Origin of the sequence: Actinomadura luzonensis, assembly GCF_022664455.2 — a bacterium.
In the GTDB taxonomy this organism is placed as follows: Bacteria; Actinomycetota; Actinomycetes; order Streptosporangiales; family Streptosporangiaceae; genus Nonomuraea; species Nonomuraea luzonensis.
The window spans coordinates 5,909,804-5,926,115 of sequence record NZ_JAKRKC020000001.1; the positions used below are offsets into that span (position 1 = coordinate 5,909,804).

12 protein-coding genes are annotated in these 16,312 nt (G+C 71.7%); 8 read left to right on the top strand and 4 right to left on the bottom strand.

The features are described from left to right. The first annotated feature begins 44 nt into the window (after positions 1-44). Both MF672_RS28025 and MF672_RS28030 read left to right on the top strand, forming a co-directional pair. On the top strand, positions 45-833 hold the full coding sequence (locus MF672_RS28025; RefSeq protein ID WP_242377880.1) for a copper resistance CopC family protein: 789 nt from the start codon (positions 45-47) through the stop codon (positions 831-833). Continuing rightward, positions 830-1,876 carry a CopD family protein gene (locus MF672_RS28030; protein ID WP_242377882.1) on the top strand — a complete coding sequence of 349 codons (1,047 nt, stop codon included), beginning with the start codon at positions 830-832 and terminating at the stop codon, positions 1,874-1,876. The genes MF672_RS28025 and MF672_RS28030 overlap by 4 nt, the downstream gene beginning before the upstream one ends. Before the next feature lie 402 nt (positions 1,877-2,278). Here the strand turns inward: MF672_RS28030 and MF672_RS28035 are convergent, their stop codons facing one another. Continuing rightward, positions 2,279-3,457, bottom strand: coding sequence for a hypothetical protein (locus MF672_RS28035; protein WP_242377884.1), 1,179 nt, complete (start codon positions 3,455-3,457; stop codon positions 2,279-2,281). Positions 3,458-3,558: 101 nt separating this feature from the next. Between MF672_RS28035 and MF672_RS28040 the strand changes: the two genes are divergently transcribed. Further along, positions 3,559-4,068 carry a GNAT family N-acetyltransferase gene (locus MF672_RS28040; RefSeq protein WP_242377886.1) on the top strand — a complete coding sequence of 170 codons (510 nt, stop codon included), beginning with the start codon at positions 3,559-3,561 and terminating at the stop codon, positions 4,066-4,068. On the opposite strand, the gene MF672_RS28045 is transcribed toward MF672_RS28040, so the two are convergent. Beyond that, positions 4,055-5,398, bottom strand: a complete 1,344-nt coding sequence (locus tag MF672_RS28045; protein ID WP_242377888.1) for a cytochrome P450 — start codon at positions 5,396-5,398, stop codon at positions 4,055-4,057. The genes MF672_RS28040 and MF672_RS28045 overlap by 14 nt on opposite strands. Before the next feature lie 268 nt (positions 5,399-5,666). Between MF672_RS28045 and MF672_RS28050 the strand changes: the two genes are divergently transcribed. From MF672_RS28050 to MF672_RS28060, 3 genes are all read left to right on the top strand, one after another. Next, a complete protein-coding gene (locus tag MF672_RS28050; RefSeq protein WP_242377891.1) occupies positions 5,667-6,059 on the top strand; it encodes a PaaI family thioesterase in 393 nt (130 codons plus the stop codon). Between the two features lie 121 nt (positions 6,060-6,180). Beyond that, entirely contained in the window at positions 6,181-9,192 is a 3,012-nt protein-coding gene (locus tag MF672_RS28055; protein WP_242377893.1) for an alpha/beta fold hydrolase, read from the top strand. Continuing rightward, entirely contained in the window at positions 9,189-10,034 is an 846-nt protein-coding gene (locus tag MF672_RS28060; RefSeq protein ID WP_242377895.1) for an ABC transporter permease, read from the top strand. Before MF672_RS28055 ends, MF672_RS28060 begins: the two co-directional genes overlap by 4 nt. A gap of 407 nt (positions 10,035-10,441) precedes the next feature. On the opposite strand, the gene MF672_RS28065 is transcribed toward MF672_RS28060, so the two are convergent. Continuing rightward, positions 10,442-10,963 (bottom strand): GNAT family N-acetyltransferase, encoded by a 522-nt coding sequence (locus tag MF672_RS28065; protein ID WP_242377897.1) that lies wholly within the window; start codon positions 10,961-10,963, stop codon positions 10,442-10,444. Between the two features lie 653 nt (positions 10,964-11,616). Between MF672_RS28065 and MF672_RS28070 the strand changes: the two genes are divergently transcribed. Next, positions 11,617-13,743: an ATP-binding protein gene (locus MF672_RS28070; protein ID WP_242377900.1), complete on the top strand. Its 2,127-nt coding sequence runs from the start codon at positions 11,617-11,619 to the stop codon at positions 13,741-13,743. On the opposite strand, the gene MF672_RS28075 is transcribed toward MF672_RS28070, so the two are convergent. After that, a complete protein-coding gene (locus tag MF672_RS28075; RefSeq protein ID WP_242377902.1) occupies positions 13,740-14,639 on the bottom strand; it encodes a terpene synthase family protein in 900 nt (299 codons plus the stop codon). The genes MF672_RS28070 and MF672_RS28075 overlap by 4 nt on opposite strands. 708 nt (positions 14,640-15,347) lie before the next feature. On the opposite strand from MF672_RS28075, the gene MF672_RS28080 reads away from it, so the two are divergent. After that, positions 15,348-16,256: a proteasome assembly chaperone family protein gene (locus tag MF672_RS28080; RefSeq protein ID WP_242377904.1), complete on the top strand. Its 909-nt coding sequence runs from the start codon at positions 15,348-15,350 to the stop codon at positions 16,254-16,256. Positions 16,257-16,312: the final 56 nt, after the last annotated feature.

The window sequence follows — 16,312 nt, forward strand, 5'->3', positions numbered from 1 at the left end:
ACCATATACGGGTTCCGGACATGTTCGATGGAAGGCTTTCGGCTTTGAGGCGGCTACTCACGGTCCTGCTGCTCGCCTGCGCGACGGCGGTGATCGTCCCTCCGTACGCGGCTCAGGCGCACAACGTACTGGTCGGCAGCGACCCCGCGGACGGGGCGACGCTCACGGCCGCGCCGGCGCGGGTGACGCTCATCTTCGACCAGGCGGTACGCCAGGGGTACGCGCAGATCGGGGTCACCGGCGCGGACGGCTCCTCCTGGGCCGACGGCGCCGCGGTGGTGGCGGCGGAGCGCGTGTCGGTGCAGCTGAAGCCGCTGACCGGGGCCGGGGCGTACGTGGTGGGCTACCGCATCCTGTCCGCCGACGGACACCCGGTCACCGGCAAACTCACCTTCACCCTCAAGCCCCCCACGACCGGCACCCCAACCGGCACCCCAACCGGCCCCACGACCGACCCCACAACCGACCCCACAACCGACGCCGTCCCCATGACCGGCACCGATGCCACGGCCGGGGCCGGTGCGGCGGCGGCCGAGGCGGCGGCGAACGGCGGGGCCGGGATGGCCGTCGTCTGGATCGTCGGCGCCCTCCTCCTGCTCGCAGCCGGCACCGCCCTGGCCCTCCGCCGCTCCACTTCACCCCTCGCCACCACGCCCTCCGCCACAGAACAGTCCGCCGCCACTGCGTCACCACCCGAGACGGCGACCTTCCCCTCCTCTCCCCCTCCCTCCGACGGGACCCCTCCCAACAGGACCACCTCCACCGGGACCCCTTCCGACGGAGCCCCATCCGGCGGAGCCGCATCCGGCGGAGCCGAAGGGGCGAAGCCGTGACCGTCACCGCACGATCTCTCCCCCAGCAGCCCCTCCCCCAGCAGCGCATCGGCGCCCGCCTCCTGGCCGGCGCCTTCGGCGTGTGCGCCGTGGCCGCCGCCGTGACGGCGAGTTCGTTCACCGCCCAGGAGGCGGTCCCCGGCATCCCCATGCCGGGCCCGGTCGTCGCGATCGGCCTGCCCGTCGTACGTGCCCTGCTCGACGTGGCCGCCGTCGCGGTGGTCGGCCTGAGCCTGCTGCCCAAGCTCCTCGGCTTCGACGCTCCCGACCGCACCGAGCCGGTCCTGCTGCGGGTGCGTCCGCTGGTCGTGATCGCGGCGTGGGCGTGGGCGATCTGCGCCCTGCTGACCATCGTGTTCCAGACGGCGGAGCTGAACCCGGGCGTCGTCCCCACGTTCGGCATGATCGCCGACTATGTCGGGAGCGTCGGCACAGGCCAGGGCCTGCTGTTCAGCGCCGCCTGCGCGCTGGCCGCCGCCGGGATCGGGCTGATGGCGGTCAGGTTCGGTGAGAAGGTGCCCGCCGAGCTGCGGGTGATCGTGGCGCTGTTCGGCCTGCTGCCCATCCCGGTGACCGGTCACGCCGTCAACTCGGTCTGGCACGACCCGATCATGATCTCGATGGAGATCCACGTCATGGGCGCGGCGGCGTGGACCGGCGGCCTCGTGGCGACGGCCGCGTTCCTGGCCCCGCACCGGGACCTGCTGGCCGTGGCGTTGCCGAAGTTCTCCCGGCTGGCCACGCTGTGCCTGCTGCTGGTCGGCCTGTCAGGGCTGGTGACCGGGCTGGGCACGATGGCGCTGACCCCGGGCGTGACGCTGCCGGACGCGATCGTGACCAGCCACTACGGGCTGCTGGTCGTGACCAAGACGGCGCTGATCGCCGCGCTGGTGCCGCTGGCCGCGCACATCCGTTTCCGCCTGCTGCCCGCCATCCGCCAGGGCCGGCCGACCGCGCTGGTGGGGTGGGCGACGGCCGAGGTGGCGCTCATGGGCCTGGCGTACGGCGTGGCCGTCGCCCTCACCCGCGCCTCGATCGCCTGACCGACGCCCTCCGCCCTCCCCAAGCCCCCTCCCACCCGGCCCCAGCACGACCCGCCTCACCCACATCCAGTACGACCCGCCTCACCCACATCCAGCACGACCCGGACCGCCAGACCACCGCCGAAGCCAAGCCCCCAGCACAGCCGGCGGTCACGCCGACAGCTCAGGCGACGCCCATCACAGGCCGAGACGACAACAACCACAGGCCCGGCGACGACCACCGCCCCTCACGCGACAGCTACGGCCCGGCTCGTGGGGCGACGACCGCCTGCCCAAGCGGCGACCACCCACTCCGGCGGTGGCGACCGCCCGCTCACGCGACAGCCACCGCCCAACTCAGGGAGCGACTACCGCCGCTCACGCGACAGCCACCGCCCAGCTCAGGGAACGACCATCACCCGCTCAGGCGGTGACGACCGCCGGGGTCTCGACGACCTGTGGGCGTGGGCTGCGCCTGCTCGCGACCCATTCCGCCGCCCCCCAGACGACCATCAGCCCCACCCCGGCCCACACCGCCGACGCCATGACCAGCGGAGGCGCCCCCGCCAGCCCTTCCTGTCCCTTCACGGCCCCGTACACCGCGCCCATGAGCGTGCTCTGCGCCATCAGCGCCCCGTACGTGACGGCCGTGACCCCCACGGCCCCGACGACGGCCCGCGCCACCGGCAACCGCACCAGGAACGCCACGTCCACCAGCAGCCCGGCCACGACCAGGAAGAACGGCACCGCCGACGGCGGGAAGCCGGTGACGGTCAGCAGCGGCCAGATCAGCGTCCTGAAGCCCACGTACGCCCCGGCGACCAGGGTGGCGGCGCCGAACCGCCCGATCAGCAGCCGCGCCACCACCAGCACCGACACCCCGGCCACCACGGCGTACACCGGGTAGAGGAAGTCGGGCACCGGCAGCGTGAAGCCGAGCATCATCACCCGGTCGACCGGCCGCCCCATCTGGTCGGCGGCGAACTGCAGCAGGATCGGCTCGGCGTAGGTGACGTGGTTGTCCCAGGCGCCGAGCGACAGGATGCCGTACTCCTGGTGCTGCTCGGGGAAGTGCACGTTCTCCAGGAAGAAGGCGAGGAACGCGGCCAGCACGAACGTGCGCTCCCGCCCGGGCGGCGCGCCCATGAACCAGCCGCGCACCACCCCGGCGATCATGAAGAACGTTCCAACGTAGAGCATGATGTGCGACGGGCTCCACGAGGTGATGTCGAGCCCGTTGATGCGGTGGTTGATCAGGTCGAGCGGCACCGCGACGAGGAAGATGCCGGTGCCCCACTGGATGAGCCTGAGGGCGAGCCGGTCGACGCCGTAACCGGTGTAGCCGTGGACGATGGTCAGGGCGAGCGCGATCGCCGTGCCGGCCGAGTTCAGCAGGTGCGGCGGCGCGAGGTCGTCACGCAGCCACTTGAAGTGCCACGAGACGTCCCAGGCCGAGCCGAGCAGCTTGAGCGTGAACGCCACCAGCCATCCGAAGTAGAGCACCCTGAACAGGTCGTGCGGCGTCTCGCGCCCCGCCTGGCCTCTGGTCCAGTACGGCAAGGCCCACTCTGCGGCCTTTTTGATCGATGCTGGAGACTTCACGGGAGTGAATCTTACGGTCCTTCGCGACCCAGGTTCCCGATGTGCCGCCCCCTGTGGAAAACCCGGCGCCGGACGTGCCCGCCCCTGGGACAATTCATCACATGTCATATGAGATCCGGTCGGCCCACCCCGAGGACGCGGCCGTCATCGAGGAGGTCCGCCTCGCTACCTGGCGCGTCGCGTACCGGGACGTGATGCCCGCCGACCACCTCGCGTCCCTGGAGGTGCGGCCCGAGGTCGTGCGCAACCGCGCCGAGGTGCTGCGCAGCGGGCGCGTGTCCGGCCTGGTGGCGGAGGTGCGCGGCGAGGTGCGCGGTTTCGCCCTGTACGGCCCCTCGCGGGACGAGGACGTGCCCGGCATGGAGGTGTACGCCATTTATGTGCTGCCCGACGAGTTCTCCACCGGCATGGGGCGGGCCCTGATGACCGCCGCCGTCGAGGACCTGGCGGCGTCCGGGCACGGGGAGGCCGGGCTGTGGGTGCTGGCCGCCAACGCGCGGGCGCGCCGCTTCTACGAGCGCTTCGGCTTCACCCCGTCAGGACGCGCCAAGATGCTGCCCGACCCGCCCCTGGAGGAGGTGCACTACCGGCTGGCCCTCACCGCGCCGTGACGCGCGCCGGTCTCAGCCGTACCGGCAGGTGCTTGAGACCGTTCTGGAAGTTGGACGTGAGGCGGCGCGGCTCCCCGGCCGGCTCGACGTCCCAGCGGAGCAGCTCACTGAAGATCGCGCGGAACTGCGCCCTGGCCAGGTGCGCGCCGAGGCAGACGTGCGGGCCGAAGCCGAAGCTGACGTGGTCGTTGGGGGCGCGGGCGAGGTCGAAGCGGTCGGGGTCGGGGAAGACTGCCGGGTCGCGGTTGGCGGCGGCGTGGTAGACGACCACCTTCTCGCCCGCGCGGATGCGATGCCCGCCGAGGGTGAGGTCGCGGGTGGCGGTGCGGCGGAAGTGGATCACCGGCGGCCAGAAGCGCACCATCTCCTCGACGGCGGGACCGAGGAGGGACGGGTCCGCGCGCAGGCGGGCCAGTTCGTCCGGGTGCTCCAGGAGCGTGAGCAGGCCGCCGGGGACGCCGTTGCGCAGGGTCTCGTTGCCGGCCACGGCGAACAGGAAGAACATGTTCTCGAACTCGCCCTCCGTCAGCCCGCCGCGCCGCATGGCCGCCATGACGGACCCGCCGTCCGCGGGCGCCCCTGCGAGGGCGTGCGCGTAGCCGAACATGTCGGCCAGCGCGGCCCTGGACCTGGGGTTCACGCCCGGCCGCGGCTCGGGCCTGGACGCGACCGCCCGCCGCCCCATCGGCGTGAGCGAGGCGACGTCGGCCGTGGACAGCCCGGCGTGGTCGGCGTCCTGGTAGCCGATGACGCGCGACGCCCAGTCGTACAGCAACCGCCTGTCCTGTGCCGGAACCCCCATCACATGGGCCAGCGTCCACACGGGAAGCTCGGCGGCCACCTCCACGAAGTCGCACTCGCCCTCGGCGAACAGCGCCGCCGCGCGCTCGGCGATCGTCCGCTCCAGCGCCCGGACGGCGCGCGGGGTGAACGCCGCCGCCACGATCCGGCGCAGCCTGGTGTGCTCCGGCGGGTCCATGTTGAGCATCATGTCCTGGACGAAGGCCAGGTCGGACGGCGTGTCGGGGTCGCGGACCTGGGTGGCGCCGAGGTGGGAGGAGAAGTCCTCGGGGGTGCGGAGGACGTGTTTGACGTCGGCGTGGCGGAAGACGGCCCAGTAGCCCGGCCCCTCCCGCCAGGGGCCGATGGCGGGCTCGGGGATCCAGCGGACGGGAGTGTGGCGGCGAAGCCGCGCGAACAGCTCGTAGGGGACGGCCTTCTCGTACGTGTCCGGCAAGAAGACCCGAACCGCCTCCGCCTCCGCGACCACCCGCTCCCCCACGTCCGCCCCACCGTCCGTCTTCGCGCTCGCTCCTGTGCCGGCCTCCACGTGCCCCTCCCTTCGCAGGCGCTTCCCCCGGCCCCGATCCCAGGTACGAGCCTTCCCCGAACCCCGGACCCCCGCAAGACCGCAGACATCCCCCTCCAGATCAACCGACCGGCGCACGTTATCCACAGGCGAACCGCTCGCGGCTCCGCGACGTCGATCCGCCGTGCATGATGACCGCGTGACTTCAGCGAACGCGACACCAGAAACCTCCGGCCCGCAGCACCCCGGGCCCCCGCCAGCAGGCCAGGAGCCGGCGAGCCCCCAAGCCTTGGAGGCGGTCCTGCGCGACAACTTCGCCCCATGGATCCAGCGGCTCGGCCTACGCGTCGAGCAGGCGGGCGAACGCCGCACCACCGTCCGCCTGCCCTGGTCGGCCGATCTGGCGCGCGAGGGCGGTGGCCTGTCCGGGCAGGCGATGATGGCCGCCGCCGACACGGCCACGGCACTGGCGATCTGCGCCGCCCGCGGCGGGTTCGTCCCGATGACGACCGTGCAGCAGTCCACGACGTTCCAGCGCCCGGTCACCGGCCAGGACGTGCTGATCGACGTCCGCATCACCAAGCTGGGCCGCACGCTCGCCTTCGCCGACGTCACCCTCACCGCCGAGGGCTCCACGGAGCCGGCGGCCCGGGCCGCCACCGTCTACGCCCTCCTGGGCTGACCGCCGCCCCTGCTGTCGATCTTCCTGTTCCCGCAGCTCAACGGCACCGAGCAGAGCCGAGACGGCCCCGGCGGAAACGCCGTCTCAGAAATCTCTCAGGTGCGGAAAGTAGGCTCTCCGCATGAAGCGTGTGGCCGCGCTGGTTGCGGCACTCGCCCTGATCGGGGTGACGACGTGGCTGGTGTGGCCGTCGGCTCCGCAGGTGCGGGCCCAGGACCAGGCAATCAGTGTCGTCGACGGACCGGCCGATGATCAACGGGTGCAGCTCGACACCACGTTCTTCGCGCCCGCAGATGGCGGCAGGGCGCCGGTCGTGCTGCTCGCGCACGGTTTCGGCGGCAGCAAGCAGAGCGTCCGGCAGCAGGCGACGCAGCTCGCCCAGGACGGCTACGCGGTTCTGACGTGGTCGGCGCGCGGCTTCGGCCGGTCGACCGGCGAGATCGCGCTCAACTCGCCCGACTACGAGGTCAAGGACGTCAAGCAGCTCATCGACTGGGTGGCCAAGCGGCCCGAGGTGCGGCTCGACGCCGCCGGCGACCCGCGGGTCGGCATCGTGGGCGGCTCGTACGGCGGTGCCATCGCGCTGATGACGGCGGCCTTCGACCAGCGCGTCGACGCGATCGTCCCCCAGATCACCTGGTCCGACCTCGCCGACTCGCTCTTCCCGGACAGCGCCGCCCAGACGCCCGCCGCCGGCGGTGACACCGCGGGTCCCGGGCTCGGCGATCCGGCGAACGGCGTCTTCAAGCGCATGTGGTCCGGCATCTTCTTCGGCCGCGGCCTCTCCCTCGACGGCCTCACCCAGCAGGCCCAGGGCCAAAGCGGCCAGCCCCAGGGCGGCCAAGGCACCCAGAGCGGACAGGGCACCCAGAGCGGACAGGGCACCCAGAGCGGACAGGGCACCCAGAGCGGACAGGGCACCCAGAGCGGACAGGGCAGCCAGACCGCCCAAGGCGGCCAGGGCCGTGGGCAGAGCCGCCAGGGCCAGGTCGCGGCGCCGATGACGCCCGAGGAAGCGCGTTGCGGCCGGTTCCTGCCCGCCATCTGCGACGTCTACCAGCAGGTCGCCAAGGACGGGAAGGCCACCCCCGAGGCGATCGCCCTGCTGCGCGCCTCCAGCCCGATCACCGTGGCCGGCCGCATCAAGGCCCCGACGCTGCTGCTCCAGGGGCAGCGCGACTCGTTGTTCCCGCTGAGCCAGGCCGACGCCAACGCCAAGGCGATCGCCGCCAACGGCACCCCGGTCAGCATGGGCTGGTTCGACGGCGGGCACGACGGCGGCAACGGCGAGGCCGACTGGCTGTACGAGCAGACCTCCATGTGGCTGGCCCGCTACCTGAAGGGAGAGGGCTCCGCGCAGTCCACGCCGCCCGTCAGCGCCTTCACCGTCACCCGTGACGGCGGCCGTGACCCCGGCACCCGCCAGCGCATCCGCCTGCACCCGGAAGCGTCCGCCTACCCCGGCCTCGGCGGCACCGGCACCACCACCGTGCAGCTCAGCGGCCCGGAGCAGAACATCGTCAACCCGCCCGGCGGCGCCCCCGCCTCGATCTCGACGGTCCCGGGCGTCGGCTCGCTGCTGGGCGGCGGCCAGAGCGGCGGCATCTCGCTCGACATGCCCGGCCAGAGCGCGGCGTTCGAGTCCGCGCCGCTGACCGCGCCGCTCCAGCTCACCGGCAGCGCGACCGCCAGGATCAAGATCTCGGGCGAGGGCGAGGCGACCCTGTTCGCCAAGGTGTACGACATGTCCGAGGGCTCGCAGCTCCCGTCGCTGCCGGCCGGGCTGGTGGCGCCGTTCCGGGTGACGATCCCGGAAGGTTCGGACGGCGTCGTCGCCACGGTCACCCTGCCCGCCGTCGACTACAACTTCGCCGTCGGGCACCGGCTGCGCCTCGTCGTCACCACGACCGACATGGGCTTCGCCACGCCGGCCGAACCCGCCACGTACCAGGTGTCGCTGGCCGCTCCCGGCCTCGCCGTCCCGACCGTGCGCACCCTGTCCGCCCCGGCGGCCGGGATCGCCTGGTGGGTGTGGGCGATGCCGCTGGCCGCGATCGCGATCGCCGCCGTCCTGCTCGCCACCGGCCGTACCTCCTCGCCCTCCTCCCCCCGCCCAGGCTCCCGCAAGCCCCCTACCCCGGACGCACTCCCGACCCCCGCCCCCACCCCCGTCCCAGCTCTCTCGACCTCCGCCACCGCGACCCTCGACCCGTCAGCCTCCGCCACCTCTACCTCCCCCGCATTGGCCTCCTCCTCTTCGCCCTCCTCCACCTCCAGCAGCCCCGATGCCGACCTCGGCCTGACGGGCACAGCCGCATCAAGCGGGACCGGCCGGCCAAGCGACACCGGCGACCAGGCCGGCTCCGGCTCGGAGGCGGTCACGGACGGGCAGCGGTCGGTGCCGTTGGAGATCACGGGGCTGACCAAGGCGTACCGTAACGGCGAACTTGCCGTCGACAACCTGTCGTTCCGCGTCGAGCAGGGCCAGGTCCTGGGTCTGCTCGGCCCGAACGGCGCGGGCAAGACCACCACGATGCGCATGATGATGGGCCTCATCCGCCCCGACGACGGCGAGGTCCGCATCTTCGGCGAGCGGGTGACACCGGGCGCGCCTGTGTTGTCCAGGCTCGGGTCGTTCGTGGAGGGGCCGGGCTTCCTGCCGCACCTGTCCGGCCGCGACAACATCGAGCTGTACTGGGCCGCCACCGGCCGCCCTGCCGCCGACGCCCACTTCGAGGAGGCGCTGGAGATCGCGGGCCTCGGCAAGGCGCTGGAGCGGGCGGTACGCACCTACTCCCAGGGCATGCGGCAGCGGCTCGCCATCGCCCAGGCGATGCTCGGCCTGCCGGACCTGCTGGTGCTGGACGAGCCCACGAACGGCCTCGACCCGCCCCAGATCCGCGAGATGCGCGAAGTGCTCAAGCGCTACGCGCGCGACGGCCGTACCGTGATCGTCTCCAGTCACCTGCTCGCGGAGGTGGAGCAGACCTGCAGCCACGTCGTGGTCATGCAGCGGGGACGCCTGGTCTCCGCCGGGCCGGTGGCACGGCTGCTCACTTCGGCCACCCCCGTCAACGGGCACGGGCCGCGCCTGGAAGACGTGTTCCTCGACCTCATCGGAGACAAGTCATGACCGCCGCGCCGGGTTACGCGCCCCGCCGCACGCTGCCGCTGCGCGTGGAGATCGTCCGGCAGTTCAAGCGGCGGCGGACGATCGGCATGTTCGCGCTGCTGCTGGCGCTGCCCTGGGTCCTGGTGATCGCCTTCGAGATCGGGCCGCAGTCCAGCAACCAGGGACAGTCGCTGCGCATCTCCGACCTGGCGACGCAGAGCGGGCTCAACTTCGCCGCCTTCGCCCTGTCCGTGTCGGCCAACTTCCTGCTGGTGGTCGCGGTGGCGTTGTTCTGCGGCGACACCGTGGCCAGCGAGGCCAACTGGTCCTCGCTGCGTTACCTGCTGGCCGCGCCGATCCCACGGGACCGGCTGCTGCGCCAGAAGCTGATCGTGGCGCTCGGCTACTCGGCGGCGGCGGTGATCTGCCTGCCGCTGATGGCGCTCGTGGCGGGCACGCTGGCGTTCGGGTGGAACGACATCCAGGTGCCCGTGACCGGCGAGGTCATCCCGGCGTTCGACGTGCTGCCGCGCTTCGGCATCGTGATCGGGTACGCCCTGGTCAGCCAGCTCGTGGTGGCGGCGCTGGCGTTCCTCATCTCCACCATGACGGACTCCCCGCTGGGGGCCGTCGGCGGGGCCGTGGGGCTGTGGATCGTGTCGACCATCCTGCAGGCGGTCGAGGCGCTGGGGTCGCTGCGCGAGTTCCTGCCCACGTACTGGAACAGCGCCTGGATGGACGCGCTCGCGCCGGAGCTGGACTGGGGTGGCATGATCAAGGGCGCGTCGGTGTCGATCACGTACGCGGCGATCCTGATCGCGGTGGCCTTCCGGCGCTTCCGCAGAAAGGATGTCGTGAGCTGAACCGGGGACGGGAAGCGGCGAGCAGGCGGAGCTGACAGCAGCCGGGGCAGCGGCGCCGGTCGTCGCGTCCCGTGCCACCGCCACCGCCATCGCCAACCTCGCCGCCGCCACCGTGACCACCGCCACGGCCACCGTCGCCGCCATAACCACCATCGCCGCCATGACCACCATCGCCGCTATGACCACCATCGCCACCGCGACCACCATCGCCGCCACCGCCTGAGGACGGGCGCGAGAGGCACGACGGCGTCGCCCCCGGAAGCGTCGCCCGCGCGATCGCCTTCGCCGTCGAGCAGCCGCACGACGTCGAGATCGGCGAGATCGTCATCCGTCCCACCGTTCAGGGCTGAGCACAGATCGCCGAACGGTGAGCGCCGGGCCTCCGGCAGCGGGTTCGGCCCTCCATGTCAGGTAAGGGGGCGTTCGAAGGTCATCAGGGTGGTGCCGGGACCGTTGTAGGCGGGTAGCGGGCCTTGTACGGTGAAGCCCATTCGCTGGTGGAAGGCGATGGACGTCGTGTTCAGCGGCGAGGTGATCGCCTTCACCACGCTCCGATCGTGCTTTCGGGCGAGGTCGAAGAACGTCTCGTACAAGGTCCGTGCCAGGCCTGCGCCCCGCGCGCGGGGGGAGACGCCGACGAAGTGGATGTACGCCTCGTGCTCCGCCGACGGGGAGAGAAAGCCGATGAGGAACCCTGTCATCTCGCCTGATTCGGATAGCGAGGCGGGTCCGGGCGGGGAGGTGGTGGGTTCGGAGAGGGAGGTGGTGGGTTCGGGGGTGGAGGCGATGAGGCTGGTTCGGTGGAAGTGGTCGAGGAAGAGTCTGGGGAGGGAGGGCAGGACGGGTCGGCCCCACCAGGAGTCGACCACGGCGGCGATGGCGTCGTAGTCGTCCGGTCTGGCGGGACGCAGCACGTGTCCGGTCGTCATGGGGTCGCCGGCTCCTTCTGGGTGGTCGGGCGTTTCCGGTCGTCACCAAGCCGCCCGTCCCGGTACCGGCGCCCGTCCCGGTACCGGCGCGTGTCCCGGTGGCCGCGCGTGTCCCGGTGTCCGTCCGGGAGGCGCCGGCCACAATGCGGGCGTGTGCGGGCCTTCGTCCTGCGGGCCTTCGTCCTGCGGGCAGCCGTCCTGAGGCGCTGGTTCCGGTGCGGGCGGGGTCCGGCATGCGTCCTCGGGCGCTGGTCCGGTCGCAGCGGGTGGTCGGGCGGCGTGGGCCGGGCGGTCCCGGTCAGAGGCGCGTGGCACGGCGGTGTGAGGTCGCCGGATGGTACCGGAGGGTGTGCTCGGCGGAGCGGTCGTGCCGGTGGCGGCGCGCGGGGGGCCGGTGGCGCGGGTGGCCGGTGGCGCGGGTGGGTCAGTCCCAGTGGGGTGGTTTGTTGTCCAGGTAGAAGTCGTCCGGGTTGTCGTCGGGGAGGTCGTCGCCCCAACCGAGGTCCAGGTCGTCCGCCGTCTGCTCGGGGTAGAAATCTGACACGGCTCCCATGCTACCGAGACGTACAAAGCAACACCGCGCGTGTCCCCAGGTCCGGGGACACGCGGCAGGCACGGCGGTACGATGCCAGGGCAGGTGTCGCCTATCCCCCGTGAGGCTGCGCATGGCCACCCCTTCAGGTTGGCGGCGAGAGGGCAATCTCCCGGCGGAGCTCACCAGCTTCGTCGGGCGCACGCGTCTGCTCGCCAACCTCAAACGACACCTCAACGAGTCGAGGCTGGTGACCGTCACGGGCATCGGCGGCGTCGGCAAGTCCCGCACCGTGCTGCGGCTGGCGCACCAGGTTCGTTCGCAGTTCCCCGACGGCGTCTGGTTCGCCGACCTGGCCCGGCTGCAGGACGCGGGCATGGTCAAGCACACGATCTCCTCGGCGCTGCGCATCGCCGACCAGTCCTCGCGGGCTGAGTCGGAGTCGTTGTCGGAGTGGGTGGGCGAGCGCGACATGCTGCTCATCATCGACACCTGCGAGCACGTCGTGCAGGGCTGCGCGGAGCTGGTGCACGAGCTGCTGGAGGCCGCGCCCAACCTGAAGGTGCTGGCCACCAGCCGGCAGTCGCTGCACCTGCCGTACGAGCACGTGGTGCCCGTCCCGCCGTTGCAGGTGCCGGGCGACGACCCGGCGGAGAACTACTTCACCAACGAGTCCGTGCAGCTCTTCGCCGCCCGCGCCGGCGCGAGCGTCCCCGACTTCCAGCTCGACGAGAGCAGCATCGGCACGGTGGCCGAGCTGTGCCGGCGGCTCGACGGCATCCCGCTCGCGATCGAGCTGGCGGCGGTGCGGCTGCGGGCGTTGTCGGTCGACCAGATCCTGGGGCTGCTGACCGACCGGTTCAGCCTGCTGGCCGGGGCCAGCCGCACGGCGCTGCCGCGCCACCAGACGCTGCGCGCGGCCATCGGCTGGAGCCACGAGTTGTGCGAGCCGGCCGAGCGGCTGCTGTGGGCGCGGCTGTCGGTGTTCGCGGGCGACTTCGAGCTGGACGCGGCCCGCTTCGTCTGCTCCGACGGCCGGCTGCCGTCCGAGGACATCACCGACCTGGTCACCGGCCTGGTGGAGAAGTCGATCCTGCTGATCAGGAGCAACCACGCCGGCGTCCGCTACAAGCTGATCGACACCCTGGCCGAGTACGGCGACGAGTGGCTGGACAAGCTCGGCCAGCGCGAGCAGATGCGCCAGCGGCATCTGGAGTACTACCTGAGCCTGGCCCAGCGCAGCGAGGACGCCTGGTCGGGGCCGCGGCAGATCTACTGGTTCGTGCGGATGCGCCAGGAGCACGACAACGTGCGGGTGGCGCTGGAGCACGCGCTGAAGACGCCGGACAAGGAGATCCTGGCGCTGACGTTGTTGTCGTCGTTGTGGTTCATGTGGGTGTGCTGCGGTTTCGCCCGGGAGGGGCGGCTGTACCTGGAGCGGGCGCTGGAGGCCAACCCCGAGGTCAGCAAGGAGCGCTGCAAGGCGCTGTGGGTGTTGTCGTACGTCAAGAGCGCCCAGGGCGACAGCGCGGGCGCGCAGGCCGCGGCGGAGAAGTGCAGCACCGAGGCGGTGCGGGTGGGCGACTCGCGGGCGGTGATCCTGGCCTCGAAGATGCAGGGCACGGCCGCGCTGCTGCAGGGCGACCTGCAGAAGGCGAGCGCGCTGCTCGGCGTGGCGATCGAGTTCAACACCGACAACAAGGAGCTCAACCCGGGCCTGCTGCCCGCGATCGTCGAGCTGTCGCTGGTGTTGTCGTCGCAGGGCGAGCTGTACGAGGCCGAGTCGTTGCTGCAGGACTGCCTGCAGGTGTGCCGGGAACGCGGCGAGCTGTGGGTCAGCTCGCACGCCCAGTGGGCGCTGGCGGGCACCCGGCTGGCCACCGGCCGGGCCGACGAGGCGCTGCAGAACGCCCGGGAGGCGCTGCGCATCAAGCGGCACTTCCACGACACGCTCGGCATGCTGCTGGCGCTGGAGACGGCCGCGCGGATCTTCGCCGCGCGGGGCGACACCTCCACGGCCGCGGAGCTGCTGGGCGCGTTGCAGCAGAACTGGAAGACGGCCGGGCTGCCGCAGCTCGGCGCGCCGTGGATGACCGGGAACCACGACTCCTGCGTGCGCGAGTGCAAGCGCAAGCTGGGCGAGCTCGCCTACAAGGACGCCTTCGAGGAGGGCGCGCGGCGGGATCTCGAAGAGGCGTCCGCGCTCGCGCTGGGCGAGCTGGACGCCCCTGGCGAGAGCCGGCCTTAGACCGCTTGCGGCCAGCGGGTGTCGTCCGGCCAGGCGCCGATGTAGCGCGCGCTGCCGAGCGAGAACTCGATGTGCCCGCGGACCCAGTGTTCGAGGCCGCGCACGTACTTGCGGATGGGGAGGGTGGCCCAGCGGTCGAGGGCCGTGCGCCGGTCGAGGAAGGCGGCGACCGCGTGGTTGTGCATCCGGGAGACCTCGAGCAGGGCTTCCTGGACGGTGAGCGACTTGTGTGTGGCCAGTACGGTGACGAGGTTGTGCCGGGCTTTGTCGTTGCCGCGCTCCTTGGCGTAGGACAACAGGTCGTTGTCCCACCCGATCAGGTCGCAGGCCAGGTCGGACAGCATGCGCACGTCGGGGTGGTGCCACTCCTCGGCTTCGAGCCGGTAGCCGCCGCCCGCGTCGATGAGGGCGAAGCAGGTGTAGGTGGCGCCGGTGATGCGGCGCATGAGGATGTAGTCCTCGGGGGTGGGGATCAGGTCGACCTCGCGGTTGGCGGCCTCCCAGATCTGGGCGAACAGGTACTCCTTGACCGTGGTGCGCCAGCGGTCCACCTGGGCGGGGGTGGCCAGCGCGGAGATGCGGTGGAGGAGCTCCTTGAGTGCGAGGCCGAAGGGGTCGCTCGCGTCCGGCTCACGGCGTCCGTCGAGGATCTCCAGGAGGGGCGGGAGGGCTCGGGCCAGCGCCGAGGCGCGGTGTCCCATCAGCTCGCCCTCGCAGAAGGCGTCGTCGAACGCGAACAGCCAGTTGTACCAGTCGTTGATCAGCCGGAGGCTGTCGCGCGGCACGGTGGGGTTGGTCCGGGCCGCGAGCATGCCGATCTTGGAGCGCCGGAAGTGCTCGATCGTAGCGGCGCCCTTGAGCATTTTTGAGGCGGCCAGCCAGGCGTGACTCTCCACGTCGATCTCCGAGGCATGCTCGTTGATCTCGTTGGGGAACGGGCATGGCAGGGGAGGGATGTGGAGCGGTCGCCTACTGAAGGAGTGCGCAGAAGTAGCCACGCCCTAAGCATGACTTTGGACTGCTCGAAAGGCCACACTCGACAAGTTCGATGCCTTTAATGCTTATTTCACACTATGAATCCCGTTGTATGAACGGTCGGATAAACTGGTCAATCACGTACATGCCGCCCTCGCCGGTGCGGAAGGCGTACCGGCGGCGGGTTGCGCTGCGCCCCCGGATGGAGGCCCTGACCACGGGCGGGCTCCGCCGTGACGACCGCGCCCGCGAGCGGTGTCCGGGCGTGATCGCCGGGCTTGCGCGCGGTGTCGCCAGGTGTGACAAGCGGGCGTGCCGACCTGGCGTGACCGTAATAAGCCGCCGGGATCAGGTAAGTGTCACCTTTGCCGTCGGCGCGGCGGGGCGGCCGGGCGAGGCGGCCGGTCGCGGTGACCGGGTGAGCCGGCCGGGCGGGGTGGCCGCGGCCGGCTGGGCCGGCGTTCGCGTTGACCGGTTGGTGGCGGTGCCCGCCGTGTCCAGCGAGGACGACCTCCCGCAGCGGGTCCGCGTCACTTCGGCGCATTGTGCCTCGATAGGGTGCCGTGCACGGAATCGTTCTGACCCGCCATAGGTTCTGGAAAGAGTACCTACGGAAAGGCTGTCCAACCGTGTTCGACCCGAAGGATCTCTACAAGCTCGCAGATGAGCCGCCCGAGCTGCACGATCCGGTGTTGCTGTACCACTTCGACGGCTTCGTCGACGCGGGAGGCGCCGGACGGCTGGCGCTGGGCCACCTGCTGGCCGAGCTGGAGCACCGGGTCGTGGCGACGTTCGACGTGGACCGGCTGCTCGACTACCGGTCCCGCCGGCCCATCATGACCTTCGACACCGACCGCTGGGTGGAGTGCGAGAGCCCTGAGCTGGCGGTGTACCTGTTGAAGGACGCGACGGGGACACCGTTCCTGCTGATGCAGGGGCCCGAGCCCGACCGGGAGTGGGAGTTGTTCACCGGCGCGGTGCGCACGCTGGTGGAGCGGCTCGGGGTGAGCAAGCTGGTGACCGTGCACGGCATCCCCATGGCCGTGCCGCACACCCGCCCGCTGGGGGTCACCATGCACGCCAGCCGTCCTGAGCTGATCAACGCGCAGACCAGCGCGTTCGGACGGGTGCAGGTGCCGGGCAGCGCCGCGGCGATGATCGAGCTGCGGCTCGGCGCTCTGGGGCACGACGCGCTGGGGTACGCGGTGCACGTGCCGCACTACCTGTCGCAGGCGGAGTACCCGACCGCCGCGGTGACGGCACTGGAGGCCGTGACGCGCGGCACGGGACTGATCTTCCCCATGGACGCGCTGCGGGAGGCCGCCCAGCGCACGACGTCCGAGATCGAGGAGCAGATCCGCGCCTCCACCGAGCTGTCGACCGCGATCACCGGGCTTGAGCAGCAGTACGACGCGTTCGCGGCGGGCGCGGAGCGGGAGAACCTGATCGCGGAGTCGACGCCGATGCCGACGGGTGACGAGCTGGCCGCCCAGTTCGAGCGTTTCCTCGCCGAGCGCGACGACCCGCCGGCCTCCTAGCCGGGCCCGGCCGCCCCGCCGGGGCGCGTCCGGCAAGGCGGCGAGGGGGTTTCGGT

Bases quoted from the DNA above. Each gene is read 5' to 3' on its own strand.
- MF672_RS28040 (WP_242377886.1), top strand. From the start codon at position 3,559: ATGTCATATGAGATCCGGTCGGCCCACCCCGAGGACGCGGCCGTCATC.
- MF672_RS28055 (WP_242377893.1), top strand. From the start codon at position 6,181: ATGAAGCGTGTGGCCGCGCTGGTTGCGGCACTCGCCCTGATCGGGGTG.
- MF672_RS28060 (WP_242377895.1), top strand. From the start codon at position 9,189: ATGACCGCCGCGCCGGGTTACGCGCCCCGCCGCACGCTGCCGCTGCGC.
- MF672_RS28065 (WP_242377897.1), bottom strand. From the start codon at position 10,963: ATGACGACCGGACACGTGCTGCGTCCCGCCAGACCGGACGACTACGAC.